At 69.9% G+C, this 21,083-nt stretch carries 20 protein-coding genes; 8 read left to right on the plus strand and 12 right to left on the minus strand.

The window, feature by feature from the left end:
- Positions 1–31 precede the first annotated feature (31 nt).
- Entirely contained in the window at positions 32–1,234 is a 1,203-nt protein-coding gene (locus CFB35_RS18225; RefSeq protein WP_060010326.1) for an MFS transporter, read from the plus strand.
- Between the two features lie 50 nt (positions 1,235–1,284).
- Here the strand turns inward: CFB35_RS18225 and CFB35_RS18230 are convergent, their stop codons facing one another.
- Positions 1,285–2,163 (minus strand): aldo/keto reductase family oxidoreductase, encoded by an 879-nt coding sequence (locus CFB35_RS18230; protein WP_059640367.1) that lies wholly within the window; start codon positions 2,161–2,163, stop codon positions 1,285–1,287.
- Between the two features lie 101 nt (positions 2,164–2,264).
- Between CFB35_RS18230 and CFB35_RS18235 the strand changes: the two genes are divergently transcribed.
- Positions 2,265–3,164 (plus strand): LysR family transcriptional regulator, encoded by a 900-nt coding sequence (locus CFB35_RS18235; protein WP_060010323.1) that lies wholly within the window; start codon positions 2,265–2,267, stop codon positions 3,162–3,164.
- Between the two features lie 151 nt (positions 3,165–3,315).
- Here CFB35_RS18235 and CFB35_RS18240 read toward each other — a convergent pair whose 3' ends face one another.
- Both CFB35_RS18240 and CFB35_RS18245 read right to left on the minus strand, forming a co-directional pair.
- Positions 3,316–4,077, minus strand: coding sequence for an isocitrate lyase/phosphoenolpyruvate mutase family protein (locus CFB35_RS18240; RefSeq protein WP_059580004.1), 762 nt, complete (start codon positions 4,075–4,077; stop codon positions 3,316–3,318).
- Between the two features lie 146 nt (positions 4,078–4,223).
- Positions 4,224–4,691: a MarR family winged helix-turn-helix transcriptional regulator gene (locus tag CFB35_RS18245; protein WP_059580006.1), complete on the minus strand. Its 468-nt coding sequence runs from the start codon at positions 4,689–4,691 to the stop codon at positions 4,224–4,226.
- A gap of 81 nt (positions 4,692–4,772) precedes the next feature.
- Here CFB35_RS18245 and CFB35_RS18250 point away from each other — a divergent pair, with 81 nt between their 5' ends.
- Both CFB35_RS18250 and CFB35_RS18255 read left to right on the plus strand, forming a co-directional pair.
- Positions 4,773–5,141 carry a YciI family protein gene (locus CFB35_RS18250; RefSeq protein ID WP_059580008.1) on the plus strand — a complete coding sequence of 123 codons (369 nt, stop codon included), beginning with the start codon at positions 4,773–4,775 and terminating at the stop codon, positions 5,139–5,141.
- 94 nt (positions 5,142–5,235) lie between these two features.
- Positions 5,236–5,853: a glutathione S-transferase family protein gene (locus CFB35_RS18255; protein ID WP_059580010.1), complete on the plus strand. Its 618-nt coding sequence runs from the start codon at positions 5,236–5,238 to the stop codon at positions 5,851–5,853.
- Between the two features lie 60 nt (positions 5,854–5,913).
- On the opposite strand, the gene CFB35_RS18260 is transcribed toward CFB35_RS18255, so the two are convergent.
- The 5 genes from CFB35_RS18260 to CFB35_RS18280 all read right to left on the minus strand — a co-directional run bounded on the left by CFB35_RS18260 (position 5,914) and on the right by CFB35_RS18280 (position 10,984).
- Positions 5,914–6,636 carry an HAD family hydrolase gene (locus CFB35_RS18260; RefSeq protein WP_059580012.1) on the minus strand — a complete coding sequence of 241 codons (723 nt, stop codon included), beginning with the start codon at positions 6,634–6,636 and terminating at the stop codon, positions 5,914–5,916.
- A gap of 24 nt (positions 6,637–6,660) precedes the next feature.
- Positions 6,661–7,632, minus strand: a complete 972-nt coding sequence (locus CFB35_RS18265) for an ornithine cyclodeaminase family protein (RefSeq protein ID WP_059580014.1) — start codon at positions 7,630–7,632, stop codon at positions 6,661–6,663.
- 109 nt (positions 7,633–7,741) lie between these two features.
- Complete coding sequence (locus CFB35_RS18270) at positions 7,742–8,872, minus strand: DSD1 family PLP-dependent enzyme (RefSeq protein ID WP_059580017.1); 1,131 nt, start codon at positions 8,870–8,872, stop codon at positions 7,742–7,744.
- 129 nt (positions 8,873–9,001) lie between these two features.
- Positions 9,002–9,961 carry a LysR substrate-binding domain-containing protein gene (locus CFB35_RS18275; protein WP_089465384.1) on the minus strand — a complete coding sequence of 320 codons (960 nt, stop codon included), beginning with the start codon at positions 9,959–9,961 and terminating at the stop codon, positions 9,002–9,004.
- Positions 9,962–10,069: 108 nt separating this feature from the next.
- Positions 10,070–10,984: an NAD(P)/FAD-dependent oxidoreductase gene (locus CFB35_RS18280; protein WP_089465385.1), complete on the minus strand. Its 915-nt coding sequence runs from the start codon at positions 10,982–10,984 to the stop codon at positions 10,070–10,072.
- Positions 10,985–11,126: 142 nt separating this feature from the next.
- Between CFB35_RS18280 and CFB35_RS18285 the strand changes: the two genes are divergently transcribed.
- The 4 genes from CFB35_RS18285 to CFB35_RS18300 all read left to right on the plus strand — a co-directional run bounded on the left by CFB35_RS18285 (position 11,127) and on the right by CFB35_RS18300 (position 17,019).
- On the plus strand, positions 11,127–11,567 hold the full coding sequence (locus CFB35_RS18285; protein WP_059580023.1) for an Rrf2 family transcriptional regulator: 441 nt from the start codon (positions 11,127–11,129) through the stop codon (positions 11,565–11,567).
- A 249-nt stretch (positions 11,568–11,816) separates the two neighbouring features.
- The gene (locus tag CFB35_RS18290) at positions 11,817–12,407 is read left to right on the plus strand and encodes a DUF2760 domain-containing protein (protein ID WP_060315824.1); all 591 of its coding nucleotides are present in this window, start codon (positions 11,817–11,819) and stop codon (positions 12,405–12,407) included.
- A complete protein-coding gene (locus CFB35_RS18295; protein ID WP_059640351.1) occupies positions 12,404–14,245 on the plus strand; it encodes an Hsp70 family protein in 1,842 nt (613 codons plus the stop codon). The genes CFB35_RS18290 and CFB35_RS18295 overlap by 4 nt, the downstream gene beginning before the upstream one ends.
- A gap of 5 nt (positions 14,246–14,250) precedes the next feature.
- Positions 14,251–17,019, plus strand: a complete 2,769-nt coding sequence (locus CFB35_RS18300) for an Hsp70 family protein (RefSeq protein WP_089465386.1) — start codon at positions 14,251–14,253, stop codon at positions 17,017–17,019.
- Positions 17,020–17,286: 267 nt separating this feature from the next.
- Here CFB35_RS18300 and CFB35_RS18305 read toward each other — a convergent pair whose 3' ends face one another.
- From CFB35_RS18305 to CFB35_RS18320, 4 genes are read right to left on the minus strand one after another with little or no spacing between them, the layout of a single operon-like run.
- Positions 17,287–17,880: a peroxidase-related enzyme gene (locus CFB35_RS18305; protein WP_089465387.1), complete on the minus strand. Its 594-nt coding sequence runs from the start codon at positions 17,878–17,880 to the stop codon at positions 17,287–17,289.
- Positions 17,877–18,407: a CMD domain-containing protein gene (locus CFB35_RS18310; protein WP_059580035.1), complete on the minus strand. Its 531-nt coding sequence runs from the start codon at positions 18,405–18,407 to the stop codon at positions 17,877–17,879. Before CFB35_RS18310 ends, CFB35_RS18305 begins: the two co-directional genes overlap by 4 nt.
- Positions 18,404–19,864, minus strand: coding sequence for an NAD(P)-binding domain-containing protein (locus CFB35_RS18315; RefSeq protein WP_089465388.1), 1,461 nt, complete (start codon positions 19,862–19,864; stop codon positions 18,404–18,406). Before CFB35_RS18315 ends, CFB35_RS18310 begins: the two co-directional genes overlap by 4 nt.
- On the minus strand, positions 19,861–20,874 hold the full coding sequence (locus CFB35_RS18320) for a LysR family transcriptional regulator (protein WP_089465389.1): 1,014 nt from the start codon (positions 20,872–20,874) through the stop codon (positions 19,861–19,863). The genes CFB35_RS18315 and CFB35_RS18320 overlap by 4 nt, the downstream gene beginning before the upstream one ends.
- Positions 20,875–21,083 lie beyond the last annotated feature (209 nt).

Consider the following 21,083-nt stretch of genomic DNA (forward strand, 5'->3'; position numbering starts at 1 on the left):
AGTACTTTCCCTAACCGACACGGAATCCCGCATGAATCCCGGAATCTCCCCGGCCGCCTCGACGGCGGCCCCCCGCGAACCGGCCTGGGGCGCGGTATTCGCGATGGCGCTCGGCGTGTTCGGGCTCGTCACGGCCGAATTCCTGCCGGCGAGCCTGCTCACGCCGATGGCCGAGAGCCTCGGCGTGACCGAAGGCGTGGCCGGGCAGGCCGTCACGGCCACCGCCACGGTCGCGCTCGTCACGAGCCTGCTGATCTCGGCGCTCACGCGCACGATCGACCGGCGGCGCGTGCTGCTCGTGTTTTCGGTGCTGCTCGTGGCGTCGAACCTCGCCGTCGCGTTCGCGCCGAACCTGGGCGTGCTGCTGTTCGGCCGCGTCGTGCTCGGCATCGCGCTCGGCGGTTTCTGGACGATGGCCACCGCCACCGCGATGCGGCTCGTGCCGACGGCGATGGTGCCCCGCGCGCTGTCGATCATCTTCAGCGGCGTGGCGGTCGCGACCATCGCGTCCGCGCCGATGGGCAGCTACTTCGGTCACCTGATCGGCTGGCGCAACGTGTTCCTGATCGCGGCCGTGCTCGGCGGCATCGCGTTCGTGTCGCAGCTTCTCACGCTGCCGTCGATGCCGCCGAGCGGCACGACGCGGCTGCGCACGCTGATCGACGTGCTGCGCCGGCCGACCGTCGGCCTCGGGATGTTCGCGACGATCCTCGTGTTCACCGGCCATTTCGCGTTCTTTACGTATCTGCGGCCATTCCTCGAACAGGTGGCGGGCGTTGGCGTGAACGGACTGTCGGCGATCCTGCTCGGCTACGGCATCGCGAACTTCGTCGGCACGTCGCTCGCGGGCCGCGTGCTCGAACACCGGCTGCGGCCGATGCTGATCGGCATGCCCGCGTTGATGGTCGTGCTCGGCATCGCGCTCGTCGCGCTCGGCCGTGCGCCGATGATCGACGCGGTGCTGGTCGCGTTGTGGGGGATGGCGTTCGGCGGCGTGCCGGTCGCGTGGTCGACGTGGGTCACGCGCACCGTGCCCGACGAGGCCGAGAGCGCGGGCGGGCTGATCGTCGCGGCGATCCAGCTCGCGATCGCGACGGGCGCCGCGGCCGGCGGCGTCGTGTTCGACGCGAACGGCGCGGCGGGCGTGTTCGTCGGCGCGGCGATCGTGCTGGCGGTGGCGGTCGCGACGATCGTCACCGGCGTGCCGAAGCGCGTCGGCGTGGCCGCGTCCTGACCGGCGTGGCGGCCCGCGTTGCACGGGCTGCCAGGCGGATTATCCGCGCGTCACGCGGCGTCGGCGCCCGCGATGCGGTCGAGTTCCGCGAGCGCGTCGGCCGGCAGATCGAGGTCGGCTGCCGCGAGATTCTCGCGCAGGTGCGCGACCGACGACGTGCCCGGAATCAGCAGCAGATTCGGCGCGCGGCGCAGCAGCCATGCAAGCGCGACCTGCATCGGCGTCGCGCCGATGCGCGCGGCCACGCCGGACAGCGTCGACGACTGCAGCGGCGAGAAGCCGCCGAGCGGGAAGTACGGCACGTATGCGATGCCGTCGCGGGCGAGCGCGTCGATCAGCGCATCGTCGCCCCGGTGCGCGATGTTGTAGTGGTTCTGCACGCAGACGATGTCGCAGATCCGCCGGCCTTGCGCGACCTGCGCGGGCGTGACGTTGCTCAGGCCGATGTGCCGCACGAGCCCGCGCCGCTGCAGCTCGGCGAGCGTGGCCAGCGGCGCCTCGATCGATCCTTCGGCCGGCCCGTGCGTGTCGAACATGATGCGCAGGTTCACGACGTCGAGCACGTCGAGCCCAAGGTTGCGCAGGTTGTCGTGCACGGCCCGTTCGAGTTCGTCGGGCGCGAAGGCGGGCAGCCACGACGCGTCGTCGCCGCGTCGCGCGCCGATCTTGGTGACGATCACGAGATCGTCGCGATACGGATGCAACGCGTCGCGAATCAGCCGGTTCGTCACGTGCGGGCCGTAGAAGTCGCTGGTGTCGAGATGGTCGACGCCGGATTCGACGGCTTCGCGCAACACGTTCAATGCGGCTTCGCGATCTTTCGGCGGGCCGAATACACCGGGGCCTGCAAGCTGCATCGCGCCGTAGCCGATTCGTCTGACGGGGCGATCGCCGAGCCTGAAGGTGGCGATGTGGCGAATATCGGGCATGACCTTACTCCTGTCGAAGAGATGAATGCGTTCAGCATAAGGACGAGTCGGCTGCGCGATAAGCGGGCATAATTCGCACGGGTTGTACGAAAAGGCGAACAATGCAAACCGATCTGGGCGATCTGAACGCATTCATGGCCGTCGCCCGCGCGAGCGGATTCCGCGACGCCGCACGCATGACGGGCCTCAGCGCGTCGGGGCTGAGCGAGGCCGTGCGCCGGCTGGAAGCGCGGCTCGGCGTGCGGCTGCTGCATCGTACGACGCGCAGCGTCGTGCCCACCGAGGCCGGCGAGCGCCTGCTCGCGCGTCTCGAGCCCGCACTGACCGAAGTGGCGGCGGCGCTCGACGGTATCGATGAATTCCGCGGCCGACCGGCCGGCACGCTGAAACTCAACGTGCCGGTCAGCGCGTCGCGGCTCGTGTTGCCGGCGATCGTGCCGCGCTTTCTCGATGCGTATCCGGACATCCGGCTGGAAGTGACTGCCGACGAAAATTTCGTCGACGTGCTCGCGGCGGGATGCGACGCGGGCATCCGCTACGACGAACGGCTCGAACAGGACATGATCGCGGTGCCGATCGGCCCGCGCATCCAGCGGTTCGCGACCGCGGCGGCGCCCGGCTATCTCGACCGGCACGGCCGGCCGCGGCATCCGCGCGACCTGCTCGCCCATCGGTGCCTGCGCGGGCGCTTCGCGAGCGGCGCGATGCCGCCGTGGGAGTTCGAGCGCGACGGCGAGGTCGTGCGGGTCGAGCCGGCCGCCGGGCCGCTGCTGGTCCAGATCGGCGGGGCGACGGAGCTGCTGGTCGACGCGGCGATCGCCGGGACGGGCATCGTGCATCTGTTCGAAGACTGGCTGCGTCCGCATCTCGACAGCGGCGCGCTCGAACCCGTGCTCGAACCGTGGTGGCGGCCGTTTTCGGGGCCCTTTCTGTATTATCCGGGGCGGCGTCTCGTGCCGCCGGCGCTACGCGCGTTCATCGATTTCATCAAGGCATCCTGAGCGTTCGACCGCGCCCCGGGGCATGCGCGCCCAGCGGGCCGCGTGCCATCGCCGCTCATATGGCCGGCCGATGCGCGATGCACGCGCTGCAGCAAGCGGCGCGACGGCCGAAGCGCGGGAGCGGGCGTGCCGCGCCGCCCCCGCGGATCCGTCAGCCGCCTTGCCTGACCAGCGCCGCCAGCGTCTTCATCGCCTGCAGATACGGATACGGCCCGTGGCTGATGCGCGCCACCCCGTAGTCGGCGAGCTCCGCGAGCGTCGGCGTTTCCGACACCCGCATCACGTTCACCGGCAGCGGCGACGCGGCCGTCAGCGCGCGAATGAGCGCCGGCGCGCGCAGGCCCGGCACGAACAGGCCGTCGGCGCCGGCCGCCGCATAAGCGCGCGCACGTGCCAGCGTCGCGTCGAGCAATCGTTCGTCGTGCGTATCGGCTGACGCCTTGAAGAACACGTCGGTGCGCGCGTTGATGAAGTAGTCGGCGCCCGCGCGATCGGCCGCCTGCCGGGCCGCCGCGAGACGGGCCGCCGCTTCGTCGGCGTCGCGCAGTTCGCCCGTCGCCGGAAAACTGTCTTCGAGATTGCAGCCGATCGCGCCGGCCCGGATGCTGAGCGCGATCGTTTCGGCGACATCCTCCGGCCGCTCGCCGTAGCCGCTTTCGAGGTCGACGGTGACGGGTAGCGCCGTCGCGCGCGTGATCCGCTCCAGCACGTCCATCATCAGCGCGCGCGGCATCTGCTCGCCGTCGACGAAGCCGTTGGCTGCCGCGACCGACCAACTGCCGGTGGCCAGCGCGACGGCGCCGGCATCGGCCGCCGTGCGCGCACTGCCGGCGTCCCACACGTTGAACAGCACCAGCGGCTGGCCTGCGCGGTGAAGCGACCGGAAAGTCGCGCCTTTCTCGTTGTTGCCCATGCTCGTCTCCTTGTGAATACCGGATCAGTTGTCGTGCCGAGCGATATTGCCACCGAATCGGGCGGTGCGACGCGGGCCGGCAATGTCTGCTGACAGCGCGTGGCAGGAAGTAGGCATGAGCGCCGCGCGGCGATCGGCGCGCCGGCTCAGCCGCGCGAAGCCGGATCGATCGACAGCGTGCGCAACTGGCCGCGCAGCTGGTCGACTTCGCCGGGCGCGAACGGCCGCTCGATCTCGGCATGCGTCTGCCGCCACAGCGGGAACGCTTCGGCCAGCAGGTCGTGCCCGGCCGGCGTCAGTTCGAGCAGGCGGCTGCGCCGGTCGTCCGGATCCTGCACGATCGTGACGAGGCCGCGCCGCTCGAGCGGCTTGAGCGCCGCGGTGAGCGTGGTGCGGTCCATCGCGAGCAGCGACGCGACCGATTTCATCGAGGCCGGTTGCGGCCGGTTCAACGACATCAGCAGCGAAAACTGGCCGTTGGTGAGGTCGAGCGGGCGCAGCACATCGTCGAAGATGCGCGCCAGATTGCGCGCCGCGCGCTGCATGTGCAGGCACAGGCAGCAATCGCGCACCATCAGCGTCGTCTCGAAGGGAAGCTTTTCTTTTCGTGCCATGTTGCAATTGTGTTGATATCAACCTATCTTGTCAAGGTCGAGGCGCGGCAACCCGCCGTGTCCGTCATCGGAGGGGAAGGCATGAGTGCGCAACAACAGTTGTATCTCGCTGTATTTCTCGGGACCCAGGATAGCCCGGCGATGAAGGCATGGCTCGCGCTGCCGGATGAAGAGCGGCGCACGCGCGAGCGCGACGGCATCGCCGCATGGCATGCGTGGGTCGAGCGGCATCGCGACGCGATCGTCGAGCTCGGCGGGCCGCTCGGCAAGACCAAGGCCATCGATGCAGGCGGCATCCGCGACACGGCCAACGCGTTGACCGGCTTTACCGTCGTGCGCGCGGCGTCGCACGACGCGGCCGCCGCGCTGTTCGAAGGTCATCCGCATTTCACGCTGTTCCCGGGCGTGTCGGTCGACGTGATGCCGGTGCTGGCGATTCCCGGCGCATGAGCGACGCGTGATACCGGGCACCGTGCGTCGCGTCGTTCGATGCGCGGTAGCCCGGATGGAGACATCTTCCCGACATTCTGGATGGAGACAGGCGATGAAGCTTTACGGATTTGCCGGCACCCGCTCGCAACGCGCGCTGTGGGGGCTGAAGGAACTGGATGCGGACTTCGAATTCGTGTCGGTCAACCTCCTCGAGGGCGAGCACAAGCGGCCCGAATTCCTGCGCCTCAATCCGGCCGGCAAGGTGCCCGTGCTGGTGGACGGCGACCTCGTGATTCCCGAATCGGCCGCGATCGTGCTGTATCTCGCGGACAAGTATCCGGAGAAGGCGCTGCTGCCCGTCGATCCGGCGCTGCGGGCGCAGGCCTATCGGTGGATCATGTTCGCGGTGACGGAGCTCGAGCAGCCGCTGTGGCGGATCACGCGGCATACGTTCCTCTATCCACCGGAGAAGCGCTCGCCGGCCGATATCGAACTCGCGCGCGAGGATTTCACGACGATGGCCGCGATTCTCGACACGCATCTCGAAGGGCGCGCGTTCATCGTCGGCGATACGCTGACGGTGGCCGATTGCGTGACGGCCTATCTGATCGACTGGGCGAGCGAATGCCACCTGATCGAGCCGTTTCCGCAATTGCGCGCGTATCTGGAACGGCTGTATGCGCGGCCGAAGGCGCCGCAGCGGATCGCGGAGGCGAGGAAGGCGGCGTGAAAGTGAAACGGGTGCCGGGTCGTGTGCCGCATCGGCATGACCCGCCGCGCCCGCCTGCGATCACGAAACCGTATCGGGTCCACCCAGCGCGTGACACAGCGTCACCAGATCTCGCAACGTAAGATGCGGCGTCACCGCGTGCCGTGAAGCCTGTTCTCCTTGCCCTCGCGGCTCGCGTACGACCCACGCCGCCTGCAGCCCCGCATTCAGCGCGCCGACGATATCGAGATGAAAATCGTCGCCGACATGCAGCAATTCGCCCGGCCGTACGTCGAGCGCATCCGCCGCCGCATGGAAGATCTCGGGTTCCGGCTTCGCGAAGCCGAACTCACGCGCACTGAGCGTCGTGCGAAAGAATTCGCCGCCGCCGGTCAGCCGGAGATCCGCGTTGCCGTTGGTGACCGCGATCAACGGAAAGCGCTCGCTCAGCCACGCGAGCGCCGGCAGCGCGTCTTCGTAGAATTCGACGCGGTTGCGCGCCGCATAGAACACGTCGTACGCACGATCGGTCAGCGAGACATCTTCGTTCGCGCGTTCCAGCGCCAGCCGGATCGACCCGATTCGCATCGCGCGAAAGTCGCCGGCAAGCTCTGGACACAAACGTTCGTATTCGTCACGTAGCGCACCAAGTGCCTGTTGCGTGGGCAGCACGCGCTCGGTGTTCGGCGCGTGCTCGATCAACCATGCGCGAAGCGCCGCCTCGGCCCGTACGACGGACGGCCCGAACGGCCACAGGGTGTCGTCGAGGTCGAACGAGAGGGCGGAGACTTTGGCGAGACGCATGGCGGTTGAAAGCGGGAAGTCGTTTTACCAGGGCCACGGAACGGCGGTGCCGGTGCCGTTGTCGAGCGCGTGGCGATACAGGAAGCGCGCGACGGTCAGATCCTGCAGCGCGAGCCCCGTCATGTCGAAGACGGTGATCTCGTGCGCGGCACGATCGATCGATGTCGCACCCGCGAGGATGTCACCGATTTCCGTGCGCGGCAAATCTGGCGCCCACTGGCACTCGCCGATGCCGCGCGCCTGCTCGTGATCGTCCACGACGATGCGCGCGCGTTCCAGCACGCCCGCCGGAAGTTCGCGCTTGCCCGCGGTATCGGCGCCCACGCAGGTCAGGTGGGTGCCGGGCTGCACGGCATCCGCGTCGAACAACGCGCCGCCGCCCGGCGTGGCCGTGATCACCACGTCGCTATCGGCCACCGCGTCGTTGCGGTTGTGCGCCACGCCGATCGTGCATCGATCGACGAAGTGCGCTTCGAACGCCGGGTCCGGTTCGCCGCTCACGGTCACGTACTGCACCGTGCATCGCCGCGGCAGCAGCCTGAGCGCGTAGTCGAGCTGCACACGCGCCTGCACGCCCGTGCCGAACACGCAGAGCCGCGTGCTGTCGCGGCGCGCGAGCAGTTGCAACCCGAGGCCGCCGGCGGCCCCGGTGCGCGCGGTGGTGATCGCGTTGCCGTCCATGATGCACAGCGGGCGTCCCGTCGCCGGATCGAACAGCGCGACGGTGGCCTGATGCGGCTCGCCGCCCAGCGCACGGTTGCCCGGCCAGAACCCGGCCGCCTTGAAGCCGAGCAAGTCCTGACCGGCGACGTCGCCCGACTTGATGCCGAACACGCCGCCGGTATGGAGCTTCTCGCGCACGACCGGGAATACGCGTCCTGCCCGTTGACTGTGCAGCACGAACGCTTCGCGGACGGCCGCCATCACTTGCTCGACCTGCAGGGCGGGCTCGACGGCATCGCGGTCGAGGAGAAGGAGGCGGGCGTCGGTCGGCATGGTCGGGGGCGCCTGTTCGGCACGAGATGAATCAAGGGTGTTTAAAGTTTGTCCAAATATGGACAAATAGTCAATGCGTGGATGAGACGGCATGGACGCCGGACGACGCTCACCACCCGTAGAACCGCGGCCACGTCTGCGCGGCGCCGTCGCCGCCGATGGCCTGGTATTCGGGATGCTGCGCGCCAGTGGCGCACGCATGATTCGGGAGAATGCGCAGCCGCGTGCCGATCGGAAACCGCTGCGCGATGTCCGTATCCGGCGCGCCCGTTCGCGACACGATCCCGTGTTCCTGATTGGCGGCGCTCATCAGGTAGCCGCCGAGCACCTCGCCGTCTTCGGTGCAGACCTGCCCGTAGCCGAAATCGCGCGCCTGGCGCTGCGTGCCGCGGTCGCGGCTCATCGCCATCCAGCCCGCGTCGACGATCGCCCAGCCTTTCTCTTCCTGATGGCCGACGACGGTGGTCAGCACCGACAGCGCGATGTCGGACGGTTCGCACACGCCGATGTTGTGCATCACGAGGTCGAACATCACGTACACGCCGGCGCGCACTTCGGTCACGCCGTCGAGCCGTTGCGCCGCCAGCGCGGTGGGCGTCGATCCGATGCTGACGACCGGGCACGGCAAGCCGGCGGCCCGCAGGCGCTCGGCGGCGCGCACGGTGCGGCTGCGCTCCTGTTCGGCGATCGCGACCAGCGCTTCGGGCGTGTCGTATTCGTAGCTGGAGCCCGCATGAGCGAGCACGCCGCCGAGCCGCATGCCGCCGTCGGTCAGCGCGCGGCCGACGGAGATCAGCAGGTCGGCATCGGGCGGGATGCCGGAGCGGTGCCCGTCGACGTCGACCTCGATCCACACGTCGAAACGTTCGCCGTGCTCGCGCCCGAACGCGGCGATCGCGTGCGCGGCCGGCAGGCTGTCGGCGACGATCTTCAGGTCGCAGCCCTGCCGGCGCAGCGCCAGCGCCTGGCCGAGCTTGGCGGGCACCATGCCGACCGCATAGACGATATCGACGATGCCGTCGGCGAAGAATTGCTCGGCTTCCTTGAGCGTGGACACCGTGATGCCCTGCGCGCCCGCCGCGATCTGCGCGTCGACGACTTGCCGGCATTTGGTGGTCTTGACGTGCGGCCGGAACCGCACGCCGAGCGCGTCCAGATGCGCCTGCATGCGTGCGATGTTGCGGTGCATGCGGCCGATATCGATCAATGCGGCCGGGGTGTTGAGGGTGTGAAGGTCCACGATGCGTCCGTTTGCGAAGTTGCCGATACGGACACTGTAGGGGAGGGGAGCAGCGCCGTGTTTAATGCACGTCTAATCTGCCATTAAGCAGAATTTAATCAACGAAGTCCTCCTGGATCGCACCGGAACTCAGGCCTTGCCGCGCCAGGGCGGCGGATCGAGAAGCTGCCGCGCGGCGTCGAGAAACACCCGCTGCCGCGCGGAGCGGCCGGTACGCGATGGCACGAGCGCCGTCACCGGCGCGGGCGGCAGGCGCCAGCGGGGCAGCAACCGGACGAGCTTGCCGTTCGCGAGCAGCGGTGCGACGTCCCACTCGGAGCGCTCGACGATGCCGAGCCCGGCCAGCGCCCATTCGGTGATGACGGTGCCGTCGTTGGACGACAGCGCGCCGGTGACGCGGATGACGGTGGACCGCCGCGAATCGCCCTTGGCGCCGCCAACAGGCGAGAAGCGCCAGCGCGGGATGTCCTCGTCGTTCTCGCGCAGGCACAGGCAGTCGTATCGCGCCAGGTCGGACGGATGCTTCAGATCCTTGATGCGACGCGCGTACGCGGGGCTCGCACAGAGGAAGCGCTCGTTGGGCGCGAGCGGATAGCCGATCCACGAAGACGACTTGAGGCTGCCGACATGGACGACCACGTCGGCCCCCGCCGCGCTGGTCAGCGGGCTTTCCGACAGATGCAGCGAGATCTCGAGTTTCGGATGTGCGCGCTGCACGTCGCGCACGATTCGTGCGACATATTTGCGGCCGAAGCCGAGCGGGGCGACGACGCGCAGCGTGCCCTGCACGTCGCCGTGGTCGCCCGCGATGCTGACTGGCAGCGCCTCCACGCGCTCGAGAATGCCCACGGCTTCCTGGTACAGCCGCTGCCCTTCGTCGGTCAGCGCGATGCCTTTCGGTTGCCGCACGGCGAGCCGCGCGTTCAGGCGCGCTTCCATCCGCTGCAGGCGAATCGTGACCGCGGGCGGCGTGAGATCGAGCAGCCGGGCGGCAGCGGCCAGGGATCGGGACGTGCCGATCGCGCGGACGAGTCGAAGGTCGTCGAGGTCGAGCATTTCATGGCTCTTAATGCAGAGGGTATCCAGCATTAAACCGCACATTCGGTGCCGCCGCCATCGGGGTGGCCGGCGCCCGCCCGCCGCATTCGCCGATACATTGAATCGTCCGATCGATCGTGACGCCCGGCGCCCGCCCGCCTACGCGTGCAGCCCCCAGATCAGCGACCGGTGCGCGGCCACTCCGGCCATCACGCCCGATGCCGATGCGAACGTTGCGTTGCTCATCGACGTCGACGCATCGCCCGCCGCGAATACGCCGGCGACGCTCGTCTGCTTCGACGCATCGACGCGAACGACGGGACCGAGCGGCCCTTCGTCGAACGCGCAGCCGAGCTGCCGCGCGAGGTCGCTCGCCATGCCGGTGCGCGCGCCGATGAACAACGCGTCGATCGGCACGACCTGGCCGTCGGCGAGCCGCAGCGCGTCGATACGCGGCGCAGCGCCGAGGATCTCTGCGACCGGCGAGCGTTCGATCCGCACCCCGCGCGCGGCGAGCAACGCGGCTTCTTCGTCGTTCGCTTCGACCACGCCCTGCGTGAACCACGTCGTCGGGCCCCAGTCCGGAATCAGGATCGCCTGATGGACCGACAGCGGATGCGTGGCGAGCACGCCGAGCCGCTGGCCGCTTACTTCATATCCATGGCAGTACGGACAATGCAGCACGCTGATGCCCCAGCGTTCGGCGAGCCCCGGCAGCGCGGGCAGTTCGTCGCGGATGCCGGTCGCGAGAATCAGCCGGTCGGCGCTCGCGCGGCCGCCGTCGGCCAGCGTCACGTGAAAGCGCCCGTCCGCGTCGCGCTCGGCTGTGCGAACCGTGCCGTCGATGCGCCGCACCGTCGGATACGCGTCGAGCTGCGCGCGCGCATCGGCGACGATTTGCGCCGGCGGCTTGCCGTCCTGCCCGAGGAAGCCGTGCGCGTGTTCGGCAAAGCGGTTGCGCGGCCGGCCGGCGTCGATCACGAGCACGCGGCGGCGCGCCCGCGCCAGTTGCATCGCGGCCGACAACCCGGCAAAGCTGCCGCCGATCACGATCACTTCATGATGAGAATGCATGCGTCCGCTCCTTTCTGAACCTGCGTGAATGATCGATGTGCTCCACTGACGGTCAACTCATGAAACATGAGAAGTTGCATGATAGGGCGATGGTATCCTTCATGCAACTTCAGAAGTTTCGAGAGAGAGGGGAGTTCTACCCGTGAGAACCGACAGCCGTTTGTCGCGCATCCTGCATGCGCTGATCCACATGGACCAGGCCGACGGCCCGCTGACGTCGGAGACGATCGCGACGATGCTGTGCACGAACCCGGTCGTCGTGCGGCGCCTGCTCGGCGGGTTGCGCGATCGCGGGTACGTGCAGTCGGAGAAGGGGCACGGCGGCGGCTGGGCGCTCAGCGTCGCGCTCGACGACATCACGCTGCTCGACGTCTATCGCGCGGTGGGCGAGCCGCCGCTGTTTTCCGATCTCGTGTCCGACGACGCGCCCGAATGTCTGGTCGAACAGGCCGTCAACGCGCATCTGTCGGCGACGCTGAAGGAGGCCGAAGCCTCGCTGCTCGCGCGCTTCGGCGAAGTCACGCTCGGCATGCTGTCGCGTGATTTCGACGCGAAGGCGGCGCGGCCGCGCAAGCCGCGCTGACGCGGCGCAGCACGTCCGCCGTACACGCGTGACGTGCGCGCCGGCGCGATCGAAACCGTCGCGCCGTCATGTTCTGTCCCCCAACTTCTGCCCGGTTCGCCCGCCACAGGGCAAAATACGGGTTTTCCGCACCCGCGAGGGCGCGTTCGAATCACGCGCCGGGCGGCGGCAGTGCGCATGCCGCACGCGGCCGCCCGGTGCCAGGCAAGATCGCTCGCCACGCTGCGAGCCCACAGGAGTCCAGACCCCATGCCCGAATCCAACCTGTCCTTCTTCGGCCGGCTGTCGCTGGCCGTCGGCACGTTCTTCTCCGTGCTCGGCAATCGCGAGTTCGCCGCCGACGTGCTGCGCGTGCGCGATGGCGCCGCGGCGCCGGTCGCGCCGGCTCCGACGCCGGCACCGGCCGCCGCGCCCGTCGCCCCCGCGCCCGTGAAGCCGCCGGCGCCCGAGCTGCGCGAAGCGAGCCCGCAGGCCGCGCTGCAGCTGCTCGGCCTGCTGCAGCGCGATGCGCGCTTCATCGATTTCGTCGAGGAAGACATCGCCGGCTACGCGGACGCCGACATCGGCGCGGCCGCGCGCCTCGTGCACGACGGCTGCCGCGCCGCGCTGCGCGAGCACTTCACGATCGTTCCCGTGCGCGACGAAGCCGAAGGCAGCCGCGTGACGCTGCCGGCCGGCTTCGACGCGACGGCCGTGCGCGTGACCGGCAACGTGGTCGGTTCCGCGCCGTTCACGGGCACGGTCAGCCATCGCGGCTGGCGTGTCGCAGACGTGCGCCTGCCGAAGCTGACGGGCAGCCACGACGCATCGGTCATCGCACCGGCGGAGGTGGAACTGTGAGCGATCCGCGCTATTCGATCGGTATCGACCTCGGGACGACCCATTGCGCGCTGTCGTACGTCGACAGCAGCACGAGCGACGGCGAGAAGATCACGCAGCAGGTGCTGCCGATCGCGCAGCTCACCGCGCCCGGCGCGCTGGAATCGCGCGACCTGCTGCCGTCGTTTCTCTACTTGCCGCATGAAAGCGAGCTGACGCAGGGCGACCTGACGCTGCCGTGGACGGCCTCGCGCACCTTTGCGGTCGGCGAGATGGCGCGCACGCGCGGCGCCGGCACGCCGATCCGCCTCGTGTCGAGCGCGAAGAGCTGGCTGTGCCACCCGGGCGTCGATCGCCGCGCGGCGATCCTGCCGAGCGATGCGCCGCCGGAAGTGACGCGCGTGTCGCCGCTGGAAAGCTCGATCCGCTATCTGACGCACCTGCGCGAAGCGTGGGACCACGCGCATCCCGACGCACCGTTCGCCGACCAGGACGTGACGGTGACGATCCCCGCGTCGTTCGATCCGGCCGCGCGCGAGCTCACGGCCGAGGCGGCGCGCGCCGCCGGCTACTCGCGGATGACGCTGCTCGAGGAACCGCAGGCCGCACTGTATAGCTGGATCCAGAAGAGCGAAGGCGGCTGGCGCAAGCAGGTGCAGGTCGGCGACCTGATCCTGTGCGTGGACGTCGGCGGCGGCACGACCGACCTGTCGCTGATCGCGGTGGTCGAGCGCGACGGCAATCTCGAACTGCATCGCGTGGCCGTGGGCGAGCACATCCTGCTCGGCGGCGACAACATGGACCTCGCGCTCGCGCACGTGGTGGCGCGCAAGCTCGCGCAGCAGGGCACGCAGCCCGATCCGTGGCAACTGCGCGCGCTGACCTACGCGTGCCGCTCGGCCAAGGAAACGCTGCTGTCCGACCCGAGCGCCGATGCGGTGCCGCTCGTCGTGCCGAGCCGCGGCTCGAAGCTGATCGGCGGCTCGATCCGCACCGAACTGACGCGCGCGGAACTGACGCAGACGATCCTCGAAGGCTTCTTCCCGCAGGTCGATGCGGCCGCGCGCCCGGTGAGCCGCGCGCGTGTCGGCCTGACGCAGCTCGGCCTGCCGTATGCGCAGGACGCCGGCATCACGCGCCATCTCGCGGCATTCCTCGGCCGCCAGGTCGCGGCGCTCGACACGCTCGAAGGCGTGCAGCGCACGCTGCCGCAGGGCGCGACGTTCCTGCATCCGACCGCCGTGCTGTTCAACGGCGGCGTGTTCAAGTCGACGCTGCTCACGCAGCGCGTGCTCGACACGCTCAACGGCTGGCTCGCCGCCGAAGGCGCGCCGCCCGCGCGCCTGCTCGAAGGCGCGGATCTCGATCTCGCGGTCGCGCGAGGCGCGGCGTACTACGGCTACGTGAAGCGCGGCCGCGGCGTGCGCATTCGCGGCGGCACGGCGCGTGCGTACTACGTCGCGATCGAATCGGCGATGCCCGCGGTGCCGGGGCTGGAGCCGCCGGTGCAGGCGCTGTGCGTCGCGCCGTTCGGGATGGAGGAAGGCTCGGACGCGGCGCTGCCGCCGCAGGAGTTCGGGCTCGTCGTCGGCGAACCGGTGCAGTTCCGCTTCTTCGGCTCGTCGGTGCGGCGCCAGGACCAGGTCGGCACGCTGCTCGACTACTGGTCGCCGGAAGAGCTGCAGGAGCTGGAGGAAATCCAGGCGACGCTGCCCGCCGAAGGGCGCACCGTCGGCGAAGTCGTGCCGGTGAAGCTGCATGCGCGCGTGACCGAAGCCGGCACGCTCGAACTCGAGGCGATTCCGAGCGGCACGAACGAGCGCTGGAAGGTCGAGTTCGACGTGCGCGGCGCCGCCTGAGCGCGATGAAGCGTTATACGGTCGGCATCGACCTCGGTACGAGCAATACGGTCGTCGCGTACGTCGAGGCCGGTTCCGACGCGATCCGCGTGTTCGACGTCGAGCAACTGGTCGGGCTCGGCGCGGTGGCCGCGCAGCCGCTGCTGCCGTCGGTGCGCTATCACCCGGCGGCGGGCGAGCTGCCGCCGGACGCGTTGCGACTGCCGTGGGCGGTCGATCCGAAGGCAAATACGAAGGCGAACGCGCAATCGGTCAAGACCGACGCGCCGCCGGCCGTGATCGGCCGCTACGCGCGCACGCTCGGCGCGCAGGTGCCGGGCCGGCTCGTGTCGAGCGCGAAGAGCTGGCTGTCGCATGCCGCGGTCGATCGGCTCGCGGCGATCCTGCCGTGGGGCGCGGCTGACGGCGTCGACAAGGTGTCGCCGGTCGACGCGAGCGCGAGTTATCTCGCGCACGTGCGCGACGCATGGGACGCGCATTTTCCCGATGCGCCGCTCGCGCAGCAGGACGTGATCCTGACGGTGCCCGCGTCGTTCGACGACGGCGCGCGCGCGTTGACGGTCGAGGCCGCGAAACGCGCGAAGCTGCCGGCGCTGCGCTTGCTCGAAGAGCCGCAAGCCGCGTTCTACGACTGGCTGTATGGGCAACGCGACACGTTGCGCGAGGCGTTCGCCCATGCACGGCGCGTGCTGATCTGCGACGTGGGCGGCGGCACGACCGACCTCACGCTCGTCGACGTCGCGCCGGGCGACGACGGTGAGCCGACCTTTACGCGCGTCGGCGTCGGCAACCACCTGATGCTTGGCGGCGACAACATGGATCTCGCGCTCGCGCGCCTCGTCGAGACGCGGCTGACGGAGCCCGGCACGCGGCTGTCGGCCGCGAGCCTGTCGCAACTCATCGAGCGCTGCCGCGCGGCGAAGGAGCGGCTGCTCGGCGACGACGCACCCGCGTCCGTCACCGTCACGCTGCTCGGCGCGGGCAGCAAGCTGGTGGGCGGCGCGCGCTCGGCCGAGCTGACCCGGCAGGAAGTCGAGCAGATCGTCGTCGACGGGTTCTTTCCGCAGGTCGACGCCGACGAATTGCCGCGCCGGGCGCGCGCGGCGATCGTCGAATTCGGCTTGCCGTATGCGAGCGACGCGGCCATTACGCGCCACGTCGCCGCGTTCCTGAAGCGTCATGCGGAAGGCCCGCTGCCCGACGCGCTGCTGCTCAACGGCGGCGTGTTCCGCGCGGATGCGCTCGCCGGCCGTCTCGCGCAGACGCTCGGCGCGTGGCGTGGCGCGCCGCTCGACGTGCTGCACAACGCGCACCCGGACGTGGCCGTCGCGCGCGGCGCGGTGGCCTACGGGCTCGCGCGCGCCGGGCATGCGCCGCGCATCGGCGGCGGCTCCGCGCGCAGCTATTTCCTCGTGCTCGACGATGGCGAAGGCAACGCGGCCGCACGCGGCGTCTGCCTGCTGCCGCGCGGCGCGGAAGAGGGCCGCGAGATCCGGCTCGACGATCGCACGTTCGCGCTGCAGCTTGGGCAGCCAGTGCGCTTCCACCTCGTATCGACCGTGGCCGACACGAAGTATCGACCCGGCGATCTCGTCGATCTCGACGATGGCGATTTCGTGCGGCTGCCGCCGATCGCGACGGTCGTCGACGCGAAGGCGGGCGGCGACGCGCGCGAAACGCCGGTGACGCTCACCGCGTCGCTGACCGAGGTCGGCACCCTCGAAATGCACTGCATCGCGATCGACGATTCGTCGCGACGCTGGCGGCTCGAATTCCAGTTGCGCGGCGACGCGCCGGTGCACGGCGACGCGGCCGCGCCCACGCGGCATCCAAGGCTCGACCAGGCGATCGAGCTGATCGAGCGCTCGTTCGGCAGCAAGGCCGCGGGCGTGACGCCGAAAGACACGCGCCGGTTGCGCGCGCAACTCGAGCAGGTGCTCGGCGCGCGCGAAGAGTGGGACGTCGCGCTCGCACGCGAACTGTTCGACGCATTGCTCGCGCGGGCGCGGCGGCGGCGCCGCTCGGCCGATCACGAGCGCGCGTGGCTGAATCTCGCCGGGTATTGCCTGCGTCCGGGTTTCGGCCATCCGCTCGACGCGTGGCGCATCGAGCAACTGTGGCCGCTGTTCGACGACGGCATTCAATACGTGACCGACGCGCAGGTGTGGTCCGAGTGGTGGACGCTGTGGCGGCGCGTGGCCGGCGGGCTCGACGACGATGCGCAGACGCAGGTGCGCGATGCGATCGCGTTCCTCGAACCGTCCGACGACAAGCGGCGCAAGCTGCCGTTCGATCCGGCCAAGGTCGGGCCGGCCGACATGACGCGGTTGTCCGCGTCGCTCGAACGGCTGCCGGTCGAGCGCAAGGTCGAACTGGCCGAGCGCCTGATCGCGCAATTGCAGAAGCCGGCCGAACGCACGCTGTGCGCGTGGGCGCTCGGGCGGATCGGCGCGCGCCGGCCGTTCTACGGCAGCGCGCACGGCGTCGTGCCGGCGGAAATCGTCATCGGCTGGCTCGATGCGCTGTTCGCGCTCGACTGGAAGCAGGTCGAGCCGGCTGCGTTCGCGGCTGCGCAGATTGCGCGAATGACGGGCGACCGCTCGCGCGATCTGCCGGAGGACACGCGCGAGGCGGTGATCAAGCGCCTGTCGGCCGCGAATGCATCGACGGCGTGGATCGACATGGTGCGTGAAGCGATCGCGTTCGACGAAGCCGATACGGTGCGCGTGTTCGGCGAAACGCTGCCGGCCGGGTTGAAGCTGCTGGGCGATTGATGGCAGTACAGGATGTTTCGATCTCGTTCGCAGATCGAAGCATCCTGTCGCGGTCGCGCCAACCATGGCGCGCCCGCGACGCCCGCTCCATTCAGGCGTGCGATACCGACGCCGCTTCGCGCCGTTTTTCCATTGATTCGAATTTCGCGCCATCCTGCGCCGCCGCCGAGCGCCGCGCGAGATGAATCCCCGCGAGCATGCAGCGCACCGACCGTTGACGCACAAGGCGCGACGCGGGCCGGTTCCGCGCCACGTTCTCCCGTGCGGTCAGGCGCCGGCCGCCGGCTCCGGAAACACCGGCTCACCAAGCGTCAGCATCAACCGGTTCGCCCACGCGAAGATCGCGATCGCGTGCGACAGGTCGAGCATTTCCTCATGCGTCAGCCCTTCGGCTTCGAGCGCGGCGATGTCGTTCTCGTCGATCGCGTCGGGCCGTTCGGACAGCGCGATCGCATAGCGGACGATCGCGCGTTCGCGTGCCGTGGTGCCGGCCGTCGCCGGGTCGTCGAACACCTGTTCGATCGCATCGGTGCGTTTCGCGAGTTGCGCGAAACGCTGCGCGTGCACCGACGCGCAATACACGCAGCCGTTCACGCGCGATACCGCCGTGCTCGCCAGTTCGCGCTCCGCGCGCGACAGCCCGCCGGGGCCGTACATGATCGCGTTGAACACGCCCGAGCGCTGCCGCAGGATGTCGGGCAGATGGACGAGCAGCAGGTAATAGTCGGACGTCTTCGCTTGCGGATGGCTCGCTTCGAGCACCGCGAGCTGATCGGGCGTCGCCGCATCGAGCGAGACCGTGTCGAGCCACGCGCGCCAGCCGAGCGTGTCGAAGGTGAAGCCGTGGGTGGCAGTCGTCATGCGGCCTCCTTTGCGACGCGTGCCTGAAGCGCCCGCGCGGCCGCGGCGACGCGCAATTGATACGCGACGAACGCGACGAGCTGCGACAGCGCGACGATCGCGGGCGTCGTGAGCCCGGCCGACTTCAACGTGTCGAGATCGGATGCGCGCGCGTCGACCGGCGCGTGCGTCAGGCGCTTCGCGTGCAGCAGGATCGCGCCGAGGCGGCGAGGCAGCGCGTCGAACGCGTCGGCATCTGCGTGCTCGATGTCGTCGAGCGTGCCGCCTGCGTCGAGCAGCCGGGCGCGATAGATGTCGGCCAGCGCGTGCGCATTCGACTGCCACGCGACATACCGTGCCGCATGCAGCCGCTCGATCAGCGAAAGATCGGGTAGCGCGGGATCGAACAGCGCGGCTTCGCTCAGTTGCGTATGCAACAGCACCTTGTCGCGCACGCGGCGCAGCGCGGCGACGGCGTCGCCGGCGCGCAGGCCGGCTGCCGCGTCGATCGTGTCCGGCCCGGCGGCCGGCGTGATGGAGTCAGTCATCGTTTCGGTTTCCCTTCGTCGTCAAAGTGATCGATGGCGTCGGCGTCGCGCCATTCGTCGCCTTGCAGTTCGGCATTCGCGTACGCGACGAGCGCATCGTAGTGGCGGTCGCGATCGGCATCGAACAGCCGGCTCGCAATGCCGCGCGCGAGCCGCTGCGCGCCCGCGCTGATCGCCGGGATATCGCCGGACAGCTTGCCTTGGCTCAGGCTCGCCGCGTGGTTGAAGCAGTGGATGCGCGTGACGGCCGGGCACGCACCGCGCTCGCGTTCCTGGAACGCGAACGCGGGGCCGAGATCGGGCGACTCGGCGAGCTCGTCGAGCCACAGCGCCGGTTCCGGCCGATACCGATCCTTCCAGCGCCGCACGTGCGCGCCGAACGACGCGAATTCCTCGCGCGTCGTCCAGTCCGAATGAAAGCCCGTCGCGAAGATCAGGAAGTCGACCGTGTAGCGTCCGCGCGGCGTCGTCAGTTCGAGGCCGTCCGCGTGGTCGGCGAGCATTTCGATCGGGCTGCCCGCATGGAAATGCGCATGGTCGTGGCGCGATACGCGCAGCACGCTGTCGCGCGGCGGCGGCGTCTGCGACGTCAGCGCGTAGTGCATGAAACGCCACTTCGTCGCATCGTCGAGATCGGCGTAGCCGTGCACGAGGCCCGGGCTGCCGATGCCGGTCAGCTTGTTGATGCGCGGAATGTCCGCGCGACGGAAGAACAGGTCGACACGCGCGGCGCCCGCTTCGAGCGCGGTACCCGCGTTGTCGAACGCGGACGCGCCCGCGCCGACCACGCCGACGCGCTTGCCCGCGAGCGCGGCGAAATCGATCGGCTCGGACGAATGGGCCCAGCGCGCGCGCGGCGCGCGCCGCGCGACGGACGGCACGTACGGGCCGCCGAGGCCGTCGCGGCCGGTCGCGAGCACGACGTGCCGCGCGAGCAGCGTGTGCGCTTCGCCGTTGCCGCGCACGTCGAGCGCGAGCAGCCCGTCGTCGCGCGGGCGCAGCGCGACGAGCGTCGTGTCGTTGCGCACCGGCAGGTCGAGCACGCGCCGATACCAGCGCAGGTAGTCCATCCATTGCGGGCGCGGAATCTTGTACAGCGCGTCCCACGCGTCGCGGCCGTATTGCGCTTCGAACCACGCGCGGAACGTCAGCGCGGGCAGGCCGAGTGCGGGGCCCGCAAGCTGCTTCGGCGAACGCAGCGTCTCCATCCGCGCGAACGTGACCCACGGGCCTTCGTAGCCGGCCGGCGCGCGGTCGATCACGCACTGGTTGTCGATGCCGAGCAGGCGCAGCTCGGCCGACGCCGCGAGCCCGGCCATGCCGCCGCCGACGATCGCGACGTCGAGCACGCGCGCGCCGTCCGCTTCGCGCGGCGGCACCCACGACGGCGCGGGCAGGTCGAGCCAGCGCAGGTCCTGCGCGAGGCGCGCCTCGAGTGCGTCGAGCGGGGGCGTCATGCGGCCTCCGGGCGCACGCGGCGGGTACGTGCCGGGCGAGGCGCGCGCGTCGCGCGGTCGGCCTGCAGCCGGTCGCCGCGCAGCAGCGCATCGTGCGCGGCGGCATCGTGAAAGGTCACGTCGTCGAGCAGCGCGCGCGTCGTGCGATGCAGCGCGTCGAGCAGCGCATCGACGGCCGCCGTGCGCGCCTTGCCGGCCGGCGTCGCGACGCCGAACGCGAACGGGATGTCGACGTCGAGCGCGCGCGCGACGACACCGTCCACCGGCAGCGCGACGCCCGTGGCCGGATCGACGATGCCGACCCCGATGCCCGCGCGCGCGGCCATCACCGCATTCAGCGACGCGTTGGTTTCGATGAACACGTGCGCATCGACACGCGCGGCCGCGAACGCCGCGTCGATCCGCTGGCGCAGCCGGTGCCGGTTCGCGACCGTCACGATGCGGCGCCGCGCGAGGTCGCGCAGCGCGATGCGCGGTTTCGCCGCGAGCGGATCGTCGGCCGGCAGCACGGCGACGCACGGCGTTTGTGCGATCCAGTGCACGTCGAGCCCGGCATGCGCCATCGGCAGCGTGACGACGCCGACATCGGCCGTGCCGGCCAGCACCTCGTGCACGACGTGCTCGGCCGATTCGCTGCGCAACTGATAGTGCGGCGCATGCGCGTCGTCGGGCAGCGCGGCGAGCGCGGCCGGCACGAGCGTGGCCGCGAGCGACGGCGTGGCCGCGATGCGAACGGGTTCGGCCGTTTCGTCGCCGAGTGCGCGTGCGCGCGCCTCGATCGCGCGCAGGCCGACCAGCGAGCGCTCGACTTCCTCGTACAGCAGGAACGCGCGCCGCGTCGGCGTGACGCGCGGGCCGTGCCGGTCGAACAGCGCGTAGCCGAGATCGGCTTCGAGTTCCTGGATCTGCCGCGTGACGGCCGGCTGCGAGCGGCCGAGCAGCTCGCCCGCGCCGGTGACGCTGCCGGCCGACATGACCGCGGAAAAGGCTTCGAGTTGATGCAACTCCATGACGCGTTCCGATGATGCGATTTGCGCATTGTAGGAGTGCGAGCATGCACGATTCATATAATGATTTTTGCTATCGACAGCGGGAAAACTGCGAAGGGCGTAACGGCCGCGGCGGCCCGTCGTGCGTGCAGTCGCACCGGTCGTGCACGGTGCGCCGAACGAAACGCCCATCGAATCAATACGATGCGATGCATGCCGGCATGTCGATC

The organism is Burkholderia sp. AU16482 (assembly GCF_002223285.1).
Classification (GTDB): domain Bacteria; phylum Pseudomonadota; class Gammaproteobacteria; order Burkholderiales; family Burkholderiaceae; genus Burkholderia; species Burkholderia semiarida.